Origin of the sequence: Gilliamella sp. wkB292, assembly GCF_001690235.1 — a bacterium.
Taxonomy (GTDB): domain Bacteria; phylum Pseudomonadota; class Gammaproteobacteria; order Enterobacterales; family Orbaceae; genus Gilliamella; species Gilliamella apicola_F.
The window spans coordinates 56,905-73,198 of sequence record NZ_LZGO01000055.1 but is presented as its reverse complement, the minus strand read 5'-3'; the positions used below and the strand labels follow the sequence as shown (position 1 = coordinate 73,198).

Sequence of the window (16,294 nt, the reverse complement as noted above, 5' to 3'; positions counted from 1 at the left end):
ATTGTTATGCAAATTTTATATAATCTCCTGTTATATATTATCCAACCATTCATATGGATAAAGTTACTGTGGCGTAGCCGTAAAGCACCAGCTTATCGCAAACGGTGGTTAGAACGCTATGGTTTTTGTAAACGCAAAGTCAAACCAAATGGCATTTTAGTTCATGCTGTATCTGTTGGTGAAACCATTGCCGCCATTCCGTTAGTAAAAGCGTTACAGCAGCGATATCCCGATTTACCTATTACCGTTACCACAATGACGCCAACGGGTTCAGAACAAGTAAAAGCATCATTAAAAGATAGTGTCAGTCATGTTTACTTACCTTACGATCTACCTTGTGCATTACATCGATTTCTTAAAATAGTATCACCTAAATTGGTGATTATTATGGAAACAGAACTTTGGCCTAATTTGATATCTCAGTGCTATAAACGCCATATCCCAGTGATTATCGCCAATGCTAGGTTATCAGAACGATCGGCTAAAAGGTATGCTAAGTTAGGAAAAACTATAAGCCACTTATTGGCTAAAATCAGTACTGTCGCGGTACAAAATCACCAAGATGGCGAGCGTTTTATATCGCTAGGCTTGCCAAAAGAACATCTGGCCATCACCGGTAGTATAAAGTTTGATATCAACTTAACAAATCAACAGCAACAACAAATAATCGCATTAAAACAACAATGGCAATTAAATCGGCCGGTATTAATTGCAGCAAGTACACATACTGGTGAAGATGAAATTATCTTATCTGCTTTTAAACTATTACTGCAAAAACACGCTAATCTTTTATTAATTTTAGTACCACGTCATCCCGAACGTTTTAATACTGTTGAAAAGTTAATTAATGATGAAGGTTTTCATTATATCAAACGCAGTAATCAACAAATACCAACGCCTCAAACACAGATAATTTTAGGCGATACAATGGGAGAGTTAATGGTGCTTTACGGTATTGCCGATATTGCCGTAGTTGGAGGTAGTTTCGTTAAACACGGTGGACATAATCCATTAGAACCCGCTTTACACCATATTCCTATTATCAGCGGAGAGCACTATTTTAATTTCAACGTTATTTGTGAACAGCTCGTTGCTGATAATGCAATGATTATTAGTGATAGTTCAGCCAATAAATTGGCTTCATTGGTTGATAATTTATTAACTAACCCAACTCACAGCAAGCAAATTGGCGAAAAAGCATACCATGTGTTAAAACAAAATCAAGGTGCTTTAGCTAAGTTACTTGATATTATTAACCATTATCTTTGTTAATCGAAGGGTGATTTGTGGATAAAAAACAAGGTTTATTACTAGTCAACTTAGGTACACCTAGCAAATTAACACCAGATGCAATAAAACAATATTTAACAGAGTTTTTATTGGACAAGCATGTGGTCGATTTGCCTTATTTGTTATGGTATCCCATTTTAAAATATCTAATATTACCCAAACGTGTTCCCTATATTATAAATCACTATAAAAAAATATGGTTCAATAACTGCTCGCCTTTACTCCACTACAGTCAATTATTAGCTGACAAATTACAACAAGAGCTACCAAAAATTCACTGCGAGCTGGCAATGACTTATGCTCAACCCGATATGGAGTCGGCACTCAATAATCTTAAATCATGCAATAAAATTACTGTATTACCCTTGTTCCCACAATACTCTACCACTACAACGCTTGCAGTATTGGATAAATTAAAACAGATTATTAAACGTGATAGTCATTTTAATAATATTAACTATATTCGCGATTATGCTGACAATCCATGTTATATCCACGCGCTTTATACACAAATTGAACAGGCAATTTTAAAAAATGGAAAACCGGAAGTATTACTACTTTCTTATCATGGTATTCCTGAACGTTACCGCAAAAGACGTCAAGAAGATTATATTGAGCGTTGTCAACTCACTACCGAATTATTGATAAAAAAATGTCATCAAAGTGGTCTTGATCTATCAATTCAAATGGCTTATCAATCGAAATTTGGTAAAGGAAAATGGGTCGAACCTAACACCAGTGATATCCTACAAAATCTAGCGAATACTGGTGTCAAACATGTACAAGTAATGTGCCCTGGCTTTTCCGCTGATTGTATTGAAACCCTATACGAAATCGATGATGAAAATCGGCAAATATTTCTACAATCTGGCGGTGAACAATTCTATTATATTCCAGCACTGAATGATTCTCGTTTACATATTGAATTAATAAAAAGTTTGGTTAATTGTGATAAAACCTATCCTTTAACCTAAATTAGTCGGCATAATGTTAAACATTAAGCATAAGCACTAAACAAAAGACTAATCACTTAAAACGCAGATATGCTTCAATTATAAATTCAAAATTGATTACAATTAATGCGAAATAATTAGTGGCTAACAATATTTGATTTAACGTGTGGTAGGATAATAAATATTAATATTATTAGCAGTAAGGAAAAATAGATGAAAATAATTATTATCGGTGCTCAAGCAGCTGGAGCAAGTGCCGCAGCAAAAGCTAAAAGAATCAATCCCGAGGCAACTATCCGTATTTATGAAAAATCCGATATCGTATCGTTTGGTGCTTGTGGTTTACCCTACTTTATTGGTGATCACTTTAGTGATGCTAACGAAATGATATCAAGAACCCCCCAACAGTTCGAAAAAGACGGTATTGACATAAAAATTCTTCATGAAGTTGTTGCAATAGATACTCTATCTAAAAAATTGAAGATAAAAGATCTGACTAATGGACACTGTTTTGAAGACACTTACGACAAATTACTTTTAGCGGTGGGTGCAAGTCCGATCATTCCACCATTTTCAAATGATAAACTCAAAAATATTTTTACGCTTCGCGATATCTATGATGGTCAAGCAATTAAAAAAACGCTAAATGATGCTCAAGTTAATAATATTATTGTAGTTGGGGCTGGTTATATTGGACTAGAGCTTGTCGAATCACTTGTTGCATTAAACAAAAAAGTTAATTTGATTCAATTGGATGATAGAGTATTAGTTGATGCATTCGATGCGCAAATTACCGATATCATAGCTGAAAATATCAAGCAATATTGCGATTTACATTTGCAAGAAAAAGTACTAGGTTTTGGTGGACAAGATAAAGTCACCCACGTGATAACCGACAAAGACCAGTACCCAGCCGATATGGTTATTATTGCAACAGGTGTAAAACCCAATAGCAGCATTTATAACAATTTAGGGATTAATACCTTAAAAAATGGTGCGATTATTACTGATGCGTTAGGCCAAACCAATATTCGTGACATCTATGCAGCAGGCGATTGTGCCGCACTTTATCACAAGGTTAGCCATGATATGGTCTATATTCCATTAGCGACCGGAGCAAATAAGCTTGGCAAAGTTGTAGGTGAAAATTTAGCCGGTGGACACTGTCAATTTCCTGGAACCTTAGGTACATCAGCATTAAAAGTGTTTGATATTGAAGCTGGCCGAACAGGTATAACTGAAAATGATGCTAAAAAAGCAGCCATTGCTTATAAAACCGTTGTAGTTAAAGATAAAAACCACAGCAACTATGTTGCTGGACAAACCAGTATAACCGCTAAACTGATTTATCATGCCGATACTCGTATTATTTTAGGCGGACAAATTGCCGGTGGAGTTGGATCAGCGTTAAGAGTCAATGTGTTAGCAACAGCAATATGGGCAAAAATGACCATTGATGAATTAACTATGTTGGATTTTTTATATGCTCCTCCTTTTTCTAGACCATGGGATGTTTTAAATATCGCAGGATCCATCGCAAAATAGCGAATACATAATCAATCATGGGTTATAGAACAAGTATGTTGCAAATTAGCGACTAATATCCAATTAAAGTTAACACAATACTGAAATATACCCATTGATAGATTAATTAAATCAGAAATTTATTTTATAACCGATCTATTAACATTTTTTATTTGATAATTAGATTTATCAGCAAAGGCGAGGTTCAACTATGTCAGATGCCATTTTTCAAGGAACTTTTTTTGAAAAGTTCTTATCCATTACTCATTACCAAACCTTAATTGGAATTGGACTTTTACTTGTCTGCTTTTTTGCTGTAATGAGGCCGTTACAAAACCGAAAAGTCAATTTTTCGATTCGTATGTTAGTCGGATTAATACTTGGCGCAGTACTTGGCTTAGGTATTCAAGCTGCTGCCGGATTTCCTGATACATCAAGTGTTTGGATGCAAGAAACAGCAACATGGTATGGTCTTTTTGGGCGTGCATTTATTGCCTTTATCCGTATGCTAGTTATTCCCCTCATCTTTGTGTCTATCGTTAAAGTCATTATTGATTTTTCCGGTAAAGACAATCTCCCTCAGATTGCTTTTAGAGGTATCTTTTGGTTACTCTTTACTACGGCTATCGCCTGCTTAGTGGGTATTATACTGGCTAACTTATTTTCCCTCGGTGAAATGAGCAAAGCATCGGAACTTCAAGCTCAAGCAAAACAATATACCAATATAATTGATACGTTTATCAATCTAATACCCAGTAACATTATCGCTTCAATGGTCAAAGAAAATATTGTTGGTTTAGTCATCTTTTCTGCATTGATGGGACTTGCTGCCAATCGAATGGAAAAGAAAAATCCTAAACCAATCGAACTATTTAAAACATTTATCGAAGCGCTATACAAAATTGTCATGTCAATTGCTATGACAGTAATAAAATACATGCCTTACGCGGTAATAGCTTTACTTGCTCGTACCATCATTTCTAATGGTATCCCAGCTATTATTCAAGTTTCCAGTTTTGTCGTTGCCATTTATGTTGCGACCTTAATTATGCTAATTGTACATGTTGCCATTGTATTAACGCATGGTATATCACCAATGATGTTTATCAAAAAAGCGGTGGGTACATGGCTATTAGCCTTTACCAGCCGGTCATCTGTTGGCACATTGCCTATGACAATCTCCACATTAACCGTCAGAATGGGGGTTAATACCGGTACAGCTAATTTAGTCTGCTCGCTTGGTAGTACAATGGGAATGAACGGCTGTGCTGGCTTCTTTCCGGCATTACTTGCAGTCATGGTTGCACATATGGTTGGTATTGATACTAATATTCAATTTTATATTATGTTAGTGATTGTCGTTGTGATTGGTTCAATCGGTATTGCGGGTATTCCAGGCACAGCGACCGTTGCTGCAACTGTCGTATTATCTGGAATGGGCATGGCTGAGTATTTTCCGTTGATTGGTATGGTCCTTGCTGTTGATCCAATTATTGATATGGCCAGAACTTTAGCCAATGTGTCTGGCGCAATGACCGCTGCAATTGCCACTGATCGTGAAGTGGGTTTGATGGACTTGAACGTATATAACGATCCTAATGCGACACTTGAAAATGAATCAACAGATGCCTAATTAGTTGCTACTATCAATATAGCAAGCTAAATATCATCATAGGTAAACACAATAAGCAATTTTAAAAAGTTATACAAATGATTTTATAGCTTAAACTGCAAATAATCATTTAGGTTGAAAATCTACAAATTGTGTACATCTCAATTAATAAATTCAAAATAAAAAAGGTGCGAAATGCACCTTTCTTATAATCCATTAATGACAGTAAAAACATTAAAGCGTTTTAAGCCAAGCTTTTACATCATTACCTAAACTTTTGTGACGCATTGCGTATTGTACAAAAGTTTGAACATAACCTAATTTATTACCGCAATCATGGCTACGACCTTTTATACAATAAGCATCAACCGGATCTTCTTCTAGTAACATTGCAATAGCGTCGGTTAATTGAATTTCACCACCAGCACCTAAAGGCGTTTTAGCAAGTAATGGCCAGATTTTTTCAGATAATACATAACGTCCGACAACTGATTGATTAGAAGGCGCAGCGTCAATAGTTGGTTTTTCAACTACACTATACATCTGAGCAGTATTGCCAGCTAATAGCGCTTCACCGCGACAATCGACAATACCATAAGAAGAGACTAACTCTTTTGGCACTGGTTCAACCATGATTTGACTACGTTTTGTTTCATGATAGTTATTAATCATTGCTGCTAAATTGTCTGTGCTAAGATCACTATCATATTCATCAATGATTACATCCGGTAACACGACCGCAAATGGCTCATCACCCACTAAAGGGTAAGCACATAATACTGCATGACCAAGTCCTTTAGCTAACCCCTGACGAACACTGGTTATCGTCACATTTTTTGGCAAAATACCTTGCACTTCTTGGAGTAATTGACGTTTAACTCGCGCTTCTAGCATAGCTTCTAATTCAAAACTTGTATCAAAATGATTTTCGATAGAATTTTTTGATGAGTGCGTTACAAAAATAATTTCTGTGATTCCAGCTGAAATACATTCTTTAACGACATATTGAATAAGTGGTCTATCCACAACAGGCAGCATTTCTTTAGGGATGGCTTTAGTCGCAGGCAACATGCGAGTACCAAGCCCTGCAACAGGGATAACTGCTTTTTTTACTTTTCCATTCACTGATGGTTCAAAATTTAGTGTCATTTTATTTCCTTAAAAACAAATTAACTGACAACGCTGTTACAGCTTTAAATTACTATAACGTCGATTAACAAAGGTATTTCTGATTGGTATAAACTTTAGCATACAAGCAATCGAAATACTCAAATAAATTATTGCTACAAAATTTGATATTAGATAAGCCACTTTGGTTTTAGATTGTAATACAAAATTAGTCAGAACGGTATTAGATATCAATAAAACATCTAAGATTAATCTAAAAATATTACACAAAATTAGAAAAGGGTTATTTCGGCTTAACAAGCAATAAACACCATTATCGTTTACCTTAAATAAAAACAAATCGACATTAAATGCTAGCGAAAAAATCCAACAACAACAAATGGGGGAATGAGATGACCAATATAAAGTAAGAGTGCGACTGAATTTCACAAAAATTACCCAAATACGAAAGCATAATGTCAACTATTATCAGCCGATTAACGGATATCGCAATGAATTTTGTTCTCACATATAATGCCTATTTATTTATTGATATCTCATTAGACTCAATTAATAAAGGGTTTTCTTTATCTTTGGCTAAAGAATCAATAGCAATATAAACAATTTGGCAATTCTGTAAAATTGCTTGTCTAACAACAAATTTTGCTTTGCGATCACGTTCTTGTTTTTGTGCTGGGCTAATATAAAGATCATCGTAACCGTCATCATACAAGGTAGCCCTATCTAATAAACTTTGTGTACGCCAAAAGGTTTCCTTAGGATAATCACGTGTAAAAATCTGATCGGTTAGCTTGCCTTTTACACCAGCATAACTTGAAGATAAATGCTTACTAGCACGACTTTGCGCGATATAAATTGATTGGTAACTTTTTTTATTGGAAAGAAGTAAATTTAACGAAAACTCAACGCCTTCGCGAGTTGCATATTGGCAATTATGCATAACTGAGGGTGTAGTTCGAAAATTTAATGAACCACACCCAACAAGTAAAAAAAACACGACGAAAATAATAAGACGCTTCATTTTTACTTAAGTATATTCACAAAATAACCATTTTCACATTTACCTTGCAAATAGACTACTTTGTCTTATTTACATTTTATCGCTAACTTTTTCAGCAGTATTTGAAATAGCTTTACCGCCAGATTGCACATCTTTACCTACACCATTTACTGTATTACATCCAGTAACTAATGTTGTCATTACAAGACCGAACACAATAATTAACATTTTTTGCAACATTTGATACTCCTTTCATTATTTACATTGTTATTTTAGTGTAGCAAATGCTTCTGCCACACGATGAATGTTATGGTGATTTAACCCAGCCACACACATTCTTCCGCTGCCCACCAAATAAACAGCAAAGTTATCTTTTAATTGTGTGACTTGATTTTGGGTAAATCCAGTGTAACTAAACATACCACGTTGTTTAACTAAATAATCAAAATTACGGTCTAACGATTTGTTTTTTAATAATTCAACTAAAGTTGATCGCATTGTCACAATGCGATTACGCATTGATGCCACTTCGTTGAACCATAACGCTTTAAGATCATTATTATTTAAAACATAAGACACAAGATGTGCGCCATAAGCTGCGGGACTTGAATAATTACGACGAACTGTCGCTTGAAGTTGTCCAAGCACATGACTTGCGACTTGGCTATTATCACATAAAACCGACAAACCACCAACTCGTTCACCATAAAGGGAAAATGTTTTAGAAAAAGAGTTACTGATAAGTCCACACAATCCTACTTCTGCAGCCTTTCGAAGCGCATATGCATCATCGTCAATGCTTTCACCAAAACCTTGATAAGCAATATCCATAAAGGGAATCAAATCTCGGTTTTTCAATACTGTTATAACTTTATCCCATTGATCGTGAGTTAAATCAGCGCCTGTTGGGTTATGGCAGCAAGGATGCAGTAAAACAATGCTTTTAGCCGGTAATTGGTCTAAAGTTTGAAGCATAGCATCAAATTTTACGCCACAGGTTTTATCATCGAAATAAGGATATTGATTGACCTTAAAGCCTGCACCACTAAAAATGGCAATATGATTTTCCCAAGTAGGATCACTTACCCAAACCTGAGAATCTGGAAAATAGCGGTATAAGAAATCGGCACCAATTTTTAATGCACCTGATCCACCTAGTGTTTGAATAGTTGCAATTCGCTTATCTTTATAAGCACTGTGATTTTCACCAAAAAGCAAAACTTGAATAGCTTGACAATAAGCAGGCAATCCACTCATCGGTAAATAAAGTTGCGCACCTTGATTATGCTGATAGATATAATCGCGAGCAGCTTTAATACATGATAATTGTGGGACGACACTGTTTTCATCATAATAGTAGCCAATACTTAAATTGGTCTTGTTTTCTCTATTATCATTATTAAATTCTGCGACCAAAGATAAAATTGGATCGCCCGCATACGAATCGATTTTTTCAAACATATTGACTACCTACTAACACAATCAACACTGACTAATAGTTGTAGATTATTACATCAACTTAATTGTCAATCAATCACTAAATAAAAGTTTAACAACAAATAATTAGAGCGATATTTACTGGGTGAATAAAGGTAAAACATTCATTCTTAAACTATAAAAATAGACCAATCTATACTAAATTAGCTCAATCTATTAGTTATAGTTTATTTATCATAAACATTAGCACCTTAAGGTGCTAACAGAATATGTCACGCCTATTTAACTGCAATCACTTCAATTTCTACTTTTGCATCTTTAGGTATTTTAGCTACTTGTACGCAAGAACGAGCTGGAAATGCCGCATTGTTCTCCGTAAAAAATGACTCATAAATAGCATTCACTGCGGCAAAATCATTCATATCTGCTAAAAATATAGTTGTCTTGACAATATTATTAATCTGATAACCCGCAGCTGTCACGATTGCTTTAACATTAGCTAAACTTTGTTTGGTTTGTTCCTCAATAGACGTTGCCATTTGACCAGTTACAGGATCGAGTGGAATTTGCCCAGATGCAAATAACATATTACCTAAATCAACCCCTTGAACATAAGGACCAATTGCAGCAGGCGCTTTATCGGTACTAATCACTTTTTTTACCATGTTTGATTTTCTCCTTTTTCATCTTGTCTGGTTAATCATTCGTCTCAATACATTTATTTATTTTATCTATTGCCATTTCAACAGTAACCTAATTTACTGTCAAGTTTGCGCTAAATTATGATCGTGGGACTTCTGATAAATTTCTGATATGATAAACATAATTTTTTTATTTATTGAGAGTTAACATGTTTGAGAATTTAACCGACCGTTTATCACAGACATTTCGCAATATCAGTGGGCGTGGACGTCTGTCTGAAGATAATATTAAAGAAGCACTACGCGATGTGCGCATGGCACTACTAGAAGCCGATGTTGCTTTGCCTGTTGTTCGTGAGTTTATAAATCAAGTTAAACAAAAAGCTGTCGGCTTAGATGTTAGTAAAAGCTTAACACCAGGCCAAGAGTTTATCAAAATAGTCCAAGATGAACTCACCAGTGCCATGGGTGAAGTCAATAGCTCACTGAATTTGGCAACCCAACCCCCAGCAGTCATTTTAATGGCGGGTTTACAAGGTGCAGGTAAAACGACCAGCGTCGCGAAATTAGCCAAGTTTTTAAAAGAAAAACAGAAAAAGAAAGTACTCGTCGTTTCTGCCGATGTCTATCGTCCTGCTGCGATTAAACAATTAGAAACCTTAGCTAAAGCAATTGATGTTGAATTTTTTCCTTCCGATATTAACGAAAAACCAGTAAATATTGTTAATAAAGCAATTAGTCATGCTAAATTACAATTCTTTGATGTGCTAATTGTCGATACCGCAGGCCGTTTACATGTCGATAATGACATGATGGACGAAATCAAAGCACTACATCAAGCAATTAATCCAATTGAAACCCTGTTTGTGGTTGACGCAATGACAGGTCAAGATGCGGCTAATACAGCTAAAGCTTTTGATGAGGCTCTGCCGTTAACCGGCGTTATTTTAACCAAAGTCGATGGTGACGCGCGTGGTGGTGCTGCGCTATCAATTCGGCATATTACAGGTAAACCAATTAAATTCTTAGGCATGGGTGAAAAAACTGATGCTTTAGAGCCATTTTATCCTGACCGTATAGCCTCTCGAATTTTAGGCATGGGTGATGTGATTTCCCTTATTGAAGAGTTACAAAGCAATGTCGATCGAGAAAAAGCAGAAAAAATTGCTAAAAAACTTAAAAAGGGAGACAAATTCGATTTCAACGACTTCCAAGATCAACTCAAGCAGATGCGTAATATGGGTGGAATGGGCGCCATGTTGGCTAAACTACCGGGTGTTGGTCAATTACCAGACCATATTAAAGCTCAAATGGATGATAAAATTACAATTAAAATGGAAGCCATTATTGGATCGATGACACTAAAAGAACGAGCCAATCCTGAAATTATTAAAGGATCGCGTAAACGCCGTATTGCCAATGGTTCGGGCACGCAAGTGCAAGATGTCAACAAACTCTTGAAACAGTTTGAAGATATGCAAAAAATGATGAAGAAGATGAAAGGCGGGGGCATGATGAAAATGATGCGCCAAATGAAAGGATTAATGGGCGGAGGAATGGGCTTACCAAGACGCTAATGCGCAATTATTACAATATATAATTGCGTCTAATCTATTCAATTTTTTAATCTAAACAACACATCGCACCCAATATTAGTTTTGCGATGTGTTCTCTGTGCTAATGACTGACTTGATCGATTTAATCTTAGCCGGTCGATTCATCGCTAATACCGTTCCTATTGATGAGATAATTATTAAACCAATAGCAAACCATTGATAATGAGTTAATTGTTCATGTAACACAATTAAACCAGAAAATGCTGCAAATACAGGCGATAAACTCATTAACGTACTAAATGTTTGAGCCGGTAACCTTGGTAAAGCAACCATATCTAAGGCATAAGGTATAGCTGACGCTAACAAAGAAACCACAAAAACTAGCGGTAATAATTCTATGGAAAACATAGTGCTACCACTTTGCCACACCCCAATTGGAAATAGCAAAAATGACGCAATAATAGATCCAATTGCAACACTTGATGAACCGTGAATAGCACCGGATTGACGCCCAAAGAGTATATAACATGCCCAACATGCTCCAGCAGATAATGCCAACAAAATACCCAGCGGATCTAAATCATTTGATGCTTGATGAATCGGTAATAACATAGCTAATCCGACAACCGCAATAGCTAACCAGACAAAATCAGTCAAACGACGACCAGAAAACATCGCCACCATAATAGGACCGGTTAATTCAATGGCAACGGCAATACCTAACGGAATACGAGCAATAGCATTATAAAAGCTCAAATTCATACAGCCCATTGCAACACCATAGAAAAAAATATATTTAAAAGCTTGTTTAGTTATTGGTTTTCGCCAAGGCTTGAAGATAATAGATAACATAACCGATGAAAAAGTCAGTCGCCAAGCAGTCATCCCTTCTGGACCAAGTACAGGAAACAAGTATTTCGCCATAGACGCACTACCTTGAACCGAAATCATCGAAATAAATATTAAAAAAACAGGCCAAGTACGGTTAAACATAAAGTATTACTCTAATAAAATTCGACAATGATTATTCAAATAGTGAATATCAAAAAGTTCAAAAAAAAAACGATACTGCTAAGCATCAAACACAAACATGCTCAGCCAGCTTAGTTTTCTCTTTTAACAGATAGCAAAGCAAGATCTTGCAGCGCTTTTTTGTAAGGCGAATCAGGTAAAATTGCAATAACATCAAAGGCTTTTTGGGCCTCTTGCTGTGCAGTTTGTAACGTAAATTCAAGAGATCCACAGTCTTGCATAATCTGTAAAATACGATCTAATAAATGTCGGCCATTACCTTGTAAAATAGCTTGACGAATTAATTCAGCATCATCACTGTTGGTCGCATTATGCATAGCGTGTAACAACGGTAATGTTGGTTTACCTTCATTAAGATCATCACCTAAATTTTTACCCAATTTTTGATTACTATCAGCACTATAGTCCAATAGATCATCAATAATTTGAAATGCGGTACCTAAAAATTTACCATACTCTTGCAAGGCTAATTCTTGCTGCTCATTGGCGCCAGCCAATACCGCAGCAGAATGGGAGGTGGCTTCAAATAAACGCGCAGTTTTACGATAAATAACTTCCAAATATTGCTCTTTAGTAATGTTTGGATCATTACAATTAATTAACTGTTGTACTTCACCTTCAGCAATAACATTTGTTGCCGCTGACATGATAGTCAAAACTTTAAATGATTCGGTGCGTACCATCATTTGAAATGATCGTGTATAGATGTAATCGCCAACTAATACGCTAGCGGCATTACCAAAAAGTGCATTAGCGGTTGATTTTCCACGCCGTAAATCAGATTCATCAACAACATCGTCATGTAACAGCGTCGCTGTATGAATGAATTCAATAAAAGCAGCAGCAATAATGTGTTTATCGCCTTGATAGTTAAGCGCCTTAGCAATTAATAATGCAATAACAGGGCGAATACGTTTGCCTCCGCTACTAATAATATAATTACCTAATTGATTAATTAAAGCGACATCAGAGCTAAGCTCTGCTTGTATTGCTGCGTTAACTTTTACTAAGTCATCTTTTATAAGATCGAGAATTTGATTCATTGATGGATTATTCATCAGCCTAACCGCTAAAAACAATAGAAATTTATTGACTATTATCTGATAAATCTTTTTGTGCAACAAGTTATTGATATATCATATTTAAAAAAAAACTACAAATGATAAGCATTTTCATTTAAAATGCCCCCCTTAAGTAAAAAATGATAATTGTTATGAAGATTAACTTTGATATTGATATCAATACTGAAAAAGATCCACAAATAGTTGCTCACAAAAAGCCGAAAGGTACTTATTTATTTACCTCCCTTTCGGTCGCTTCACACTTATGCTTATTCGCATTATTATTTAGTTCTGCACTATTTGCCAAAGATATCATTGTTGAAGAAGGAGACAATTCAATAAAAGCTGTGATGGTTGATTTATCACAATTAGCAGCGCCTGAACAATCTTTAGTTGAAGACAAACCTGAAATAAAAGGTGACAATAACAGTGATGTTATCGACAATAAACCTATTGAAGAAACACCGGTAGAACCAGTTGTTGAGCCAGAAGTTATTGAAGAAAAAAAACCGGAGCCAGAACCCGTTAAAATACCTGATAAACCCGTTATCACACCTGAAAAAGAAGTGGTGAAACCACAACCCAAACCAAAGAAAAAACCGCAACCTACACAAAAATCATCGCAACAACAAGTTAGGCAAGAAGTTGCAAGTGAAAATATTGCTAGCACTTCGGTCGCACCTAAAATATCTGATAATCGCCAATATTCGGCAAGTGCTTCTCCAATTAGTCGAAATCAACCAGAATACCCTAGACGAGCACTCGATATGCGTTTAGAAGGATATGTGATTGCTATGTTTGATGTTAATAGCGAAGGACGTGTTGAAAATATCAGAATTATTGAGGCGCAACCCAATAATATTTTTAACCGTTCGGTAATTAATGCCATGAAGACATGGAAATACAAACCTATTGCTGCACAAAATTTAAAAATTAAAATTGTATTTAATCGGGATAAATCAATTAATTTAGACTAATAATTGAACGCCAAACTATATAAATTCACTCATAATGATTAAAAAGCGCCATAATCTTTTTAAACAATGATTATGGCGCTTTTTATCACTCAATAACGGATGCTTTATTGGCCATCAGCTTTTCAATTTCACTAGCCTCTTTAGGTACTGCAGAAGTGAGTACTTCGTTACCCGATGAAGTAATTAAAATATTATCTTCAATACGAATCCCAATGCCTTTATATTGATCAGGTACATCGGCATTTTGGTTAATATATAATCCCGGTTCCACAGTCAACACCATACCCGGTTTTAAAAGATAAAGGCGATCACGTCCTACATCGTGAACATCAATACCTAACCAATGCCCTAAACCATGCATATAAAATTCAGTATACGCCTTATCAGCGATCAATTTATCTACATCGCCTTGCATAATACCTAATTTTACTAATCCCTCGACCATAATTTTAATCACGGTCTGATTAACTTGGTTAATTGAGTTTCCTGGTTTTAATAGCTTAATTGCTGCATATTGTGATGCCAGAACAATATCATAAATTTCACGTTGAGCCTGACTAAATTTACCGTTTATAGGGAAAGTTCGCGTAATATCTCCCGCATAATGATGATACTCACATCCGGCATCAATTAATACCAAATCACCCTCTTTCAATGGTGCACTATTATTTTCGTAGTGTAAGATACAGCCATTATTACCGCTTCCAACAATAGTATTATAAGCAGGATATCGGGCACCATTACACGCGAATTCATACAAAATTTCTGCCTCTAAGTGATACTCATACAAGTTTGGCTTACATTTCTGCATAGCCCTTCGGTGAGCTTGAGCACTAATATCACAAGCCTGTCGTAAAATATTTATCTCAAAATCTGATTTAAACATTCGCATTTTATGCACAACATGCCGCCAATCACTGATTGAAATTGGCTTTAAACCAGTGGATTTACCTTCTTTGATTACAGCTCGTAATGCTTTTTTAATAATTTTATCCGCGTATTCATACTGCTCATCAGCATAATAAACGATATCTTTTCCCTTCAAGATTTTAGGCAAATTAGCATTAATGCTGTCAAAACAATAAGCCTCATCGACCCAAACTGTGCCTAAAGCAAGCTCTTGTCCTAAACGATAACCGGTCCATGTTTCAGCTAAAGGATCTTTTTTTCGATTAAATAAGATATAACGAGCCTGATTATCATGTTGTTTAATTACTGCAAAAACCGCCTCTGGTTCATTAAAACAAGTGAAATACCAAAAATCACTATTTTGCCGATAAGGGTAATGCGTATCGTTACTACGAACAACTTCTGGCGCCGCAAAGAAAAGTGCCACACTATTGGTTGCCATTTTAGCGAGCAATTTTTCACGACGATTACACAGTTCAGTTTTAATATCTGTATCTATCATTTTAATGATCCTAAAAAGAAATTATTATTCCAATTAATGAATAGTCGGTACAATATCTGATTCATTAAATTCATCGTAGCACAACATTGAAGTGATACGTACATACTCTTTAATTTCTTCAAAAGCAAAACCAAGTTCTTGTTGATCCTCATTTTCATCATAACCAAGCTTGACTATTTGACGTAAATCATAAATCGCTTCACCAACATCACCTTTTAACCGATTAATCGTTGGTTGAACTAAACCAATTCCCAGTAAAAAATGATTAACCCAACCAACTAATTCATCGATCTGCGAAAACAGATCATGCTCACTAAGTAATAACTCAAACTCAAAATTTTCATTAGAAAATTGCTGTTTGGTTAAATCATAAAGCTTTTTAATTTGTTGCTCTAATGTTTCAGCAATGGCCTCTCCGTTATTCAACATATCTTTGACTAATGGACGCCAACTTTCATCATGATTACCACCGGCTAAAATTCCTGATATGAAACCATGTAGTTCAGCAGCATTAATCCCAATCTTACATTCGATTAATTGACGATTTAATTCGTCATAGTTAATAGTATCAGTCATTACCCCACCCTGATCTTGTCATGTCAATAAAATGCACCCTGCACTTTCACTAATAATTAGTATATAATTCATACCTAACTATAAATAATAAACAGG

General features: G+C 35.5%; 15 protein-coding genes. 6 read left to right on the top strand and 9 right to left on the bottom strand.

Annotated features, from left to right (window positions below):
* The first annotated feature begins 6 nt into the window (after positions 1–6).
* The 4 genes from waaA (at position 7) to A9G09_RS06745 (ending at position 5,400) form a co-directional block, all read left to right on the top strand.
* Positions 7–1,272 carry a lipid IV(A) 3-deoxy-D-manno-octulosonic acid transferase gene (gene waaA, locus A9G09_RS06760; RefSeq protein WP_065634111.1) on the top strand — a complete coding sequence of 422 codons (1,266 nt, stop codon included), beginning with the start codon at positions 7–9 and terminating at the stop codon, positions 1,270–1,272.
* A 14-nt stretch (positions 1,273–1,286) separates the two neighbouring features.
* Positions 1,287–2,264 (top strand): ferrochelatase, encoded by a 978-nt coding sequence (gene hemH / locus A9G09_RS06755; RefSeq protein WP_065634110.1) that lies wholly within the window; start codon positions 1,287–1,289, stop codon positions 2,262–2,264.
* 192 nt (positions 2,265–2,456) lie between these two features.
* Positions 2,457–3,788 carry a CoA-disulfide reductase gene (locus A9G09_RS06750; protein ID WP_065634109.1) on the top strand — a complete coding sequence of 444 codons (1,332 nt, stop codon included), beginning with the start codon at positions 2,457–2,459 and terminating at the stop codon, positions 3,786–3,788.
* 190 nt (positions 3,789–3,978) lie between these two features.
* Complete coding sequence (locus tag A9G09_RS06745) at positions 3,979–5,400, top strand: cation:dicarboxylate symporter family transporter (protein ID WP_065634108.1); 1,422 nt, start codon at positions 3,979–3,981, stop codon at positions 5,398–5,400.
* 213 nt (positions 5,401–5,613) lie between these two features.
* Here A9G09_RS06745 and galU read toward each other — a convergent pair whose 3' ends face one another.
* The 5 genes from galU to A9G09_RS06720 all read right to left on the bottom strand — a co-directional run bounded on the left by galU (position 5,614) and on the right by A9G09_RS06720 (position 9,609).
* Complete coding sequence (gene galU / locus A9G09_RS06740) at positions 5,614–6,528, bottom strand: UTP--glucose-1-phosphate uridylyltransferase GalU (protein ID WP_065634107.1); 915 nt, start codon at positions 6,526–6,528, stop codon at positions 5,614–5,616.
* A 496-nt stretch (positions 6,529–7,024) separates the two neighbouring features.
* Entirely contained in the window at positions 7,025–7,528 is a 504-nt protein-coding gene (locus A9G09_RS06735; protein ID WP_065634106.1) for a hypothetical protein, read from the bottom strand.
* A 69-nt stretch (positions 7,529–7,597) separates the two neighbouring features.
* Positions 7,598–7,747: an entericidin A/B family lipoprotein gene (locus A9G09_RS06730; RefSeq protein ID WP_081297505.1), complete on the bottom strand. Its 150-nt coding sequence runs from the start codon at positions 7,745–7,747 to the stop codon at positions 7,598–7,600.
* Positions 7,748–7,774: 27 nt separating this feature from the next.
* Positions 7,775–8,968, bottom strand: a complete 1,194-nt coding sequence (locus A9G09_RS06725; RefSeq protein WP_065634105.1) for an amino acid aminotransferase — start codon at positions 8,966–8,968, stop codon at positions 7,775–7,777.
* 254 nt (positions 8,969–9,222) lie between these two features.
* Entirely contained in the window at positions 9,223–9,609 is a 387-nt protein-coding gene (locus A9G09_RS06720; protein WP_065634104.1) for a RidA family protein, read from the bottom strand.
* A 185-nt stretch (positions 9,610–9,794) separates the two neighbouring features.
* Here A9G09_RS06720 and ffh point away from each other — a divergent pair, with 185 nt between their 5' ends.
* On the top strand, positions 9,795–11,162 hold the full coding sequence (ffh, locus tag A9G09_RS06715) for a signal recognition particle protein (RefSeq protein ID WP_065634103.1): 1,368 nt from the start codon (positions 9,795–9,797) through the stop codon (positions 11,160–11,162).
* A gap of 75 nt (positions 11,163–11,237) precedes the next feature.
* Here the strand turns inward: ffh and A9G09_RS06710 are convergent, their stop codons facing one another.
* Positions 11,238–12,134 (bottom strand): EamA family transporter, encoded by an 897-nt coding sequence (locus A9G09_RS06710; RefSeq protein WP_065634102.1) that lies wholly within the window; start codon positions 12,132–12,134, stop codon positions 11,238–11,240.
* Positions 12,135–12,244: 110 nt separating this feature from the next.
* Positions 12,245–13,231: an octaprenyl diphosphate synthase gene (ispB, locus tag A9G09_RS06705; RefSeq protein WP_065634101.1), complete on the bottom strand. Its 987-nt coding sequence runs from the start codon at positions 13,229–13,231 to the stop codon at positions 12,245–12,247.
* Between the two features lie 155 nt (positions 13,232–13,386).
* Here ispB and A9G09_RS06700 point away from each other — a divergent pair, with 155 nt between their 5' ends.
* On the top strand, positions 13,387–14,211 hold the full coding sequence (locus tag A9G09_RS06700; RefSeq protein ID WP_065634100.1) for a TonB family protein: 825 nt from the start codon (positions 13,387–13,389) through the stop codon (positions 14,209–14,211).
* Between the two features lie 85 nt (positions 14,212–14,296).
* Here the strand turns inward: A9G09_RS06700 and pepP are convergent, their stop codons facing one another.
* Positions 14,297–15,622, bottom strand: a complete 1,326-nt coding sequence (pepP, locus tag A9G09_RS06695) for a Xaa-Pro aminopeptidase (RefSeq protein ID WP_065634099.1) — start codon at positions 15,620–15,622, stop codon at positions 14,297–14,299.
* A 33-nt stretch (positions 15,623–15,655) separates the two neighbouring features.
* On the bottom strand, positions 15,656–16,198 hold the full coding sequence (locus A9G09_RS06690) for a UPF0149 family protein (protein WP_065634098.1): 543 nt from the start codon (positions 16,196–16,198) through the stop codon (positions 15,656–15,658).
* Positions 16,199–16,294 lie beyond the last annotated feature (96 nt).

Coding starts and splice junctions, on each gene's coding strand:
- waaA (WP_065634111.1), top strand. CDS start 7: ATGCAAATTTTATATAATCTCCTGTTATATATTATCCAACCATTCATA.
- A9G09_RS06750 (WP_065634109.1), top strand. CDS start 2,457: ATGAAAATAATTATTATCGGTGCTCAAGCAGCTGGAGCAAGTGCCGCA.
- A9G09_RS06745 (WP_065634108.1), top strand. CDS start 3,979: ATGTCAGATGCCATTTTTCAAGGAACTTTTTTTGAAAAGTTCTTATCC.
- galU (WP_065634107.1), bottom strand. CDS start 6,528: ATGACACTAAATTTTGAACCATCAGTGAATGGAAAAGTAAAAAAAGCA.
- A9G09_RS06735 (WP_065634106.1), bottom strand. CDS start 7,528: ATGAAGCGTCTTATTATTTTCGTCGTGTTTTTTTTACTTGTTGGGTGT.
- A9G09_RS06730 (WP_081297505.1), bottom strand. CDS start 7,747: ATGTTGCAAAAAATGTTAATTATTGTGTTCGGTCTTGTAATGACAACA.
- A9G09_RS06725 (WP_065634105.1), bottom strand. CDS start 8,968: ATGTTTGAAAAAATCGATTCGTATGCGGGCGATCCAATTTTATCTTTG.
- A9G09_RS06720 (WP_065634104.1), bottom strand. CDS start 9,609: ATGGTAAAAAAAGTGATTAGTACCGATAAAGCGCCTGCTGCAATTGGT.
- ffh (WP_065634103.1), top strand. CDS start 9,795: ATGTTTGAGAATTTAACCGACCGTTTATCACAGACATTTCGCAATATC.
- A9G09_RS06710 (WP_065634102.1), bottom strand. CDS start 12,134: ATGTTTAACCGTACTTGGCCTGTTTTTTTAATATTTATTTCGATGATT.
- ispB (WP_065634101.1), bottom strand. CDS start 13,231: ATGAATAATCCATCAATGAATCAAATTCTCGATCTTATAAAAGATGAC.
- A9G09_RS06700 (WP_065634100.1), top strand. CDS start 13,387: ATGAAGATTAACTTTGATATTGATATCAATACTGAAAAAGATCCACAA.
- pepP (WP_065634099.1), bottom strand. CDS start 15,622: ATGATAGATACAGATATTAAAACTGAACTGTGTAATCGTCGTGAAAAA.
- A9G09_RS06690 (WP_065634098.1), bottom strand. CDS start 16,198: ATGACTGATACTATTAACTATGACGAATTAAATCGTCAATTAATCGAA.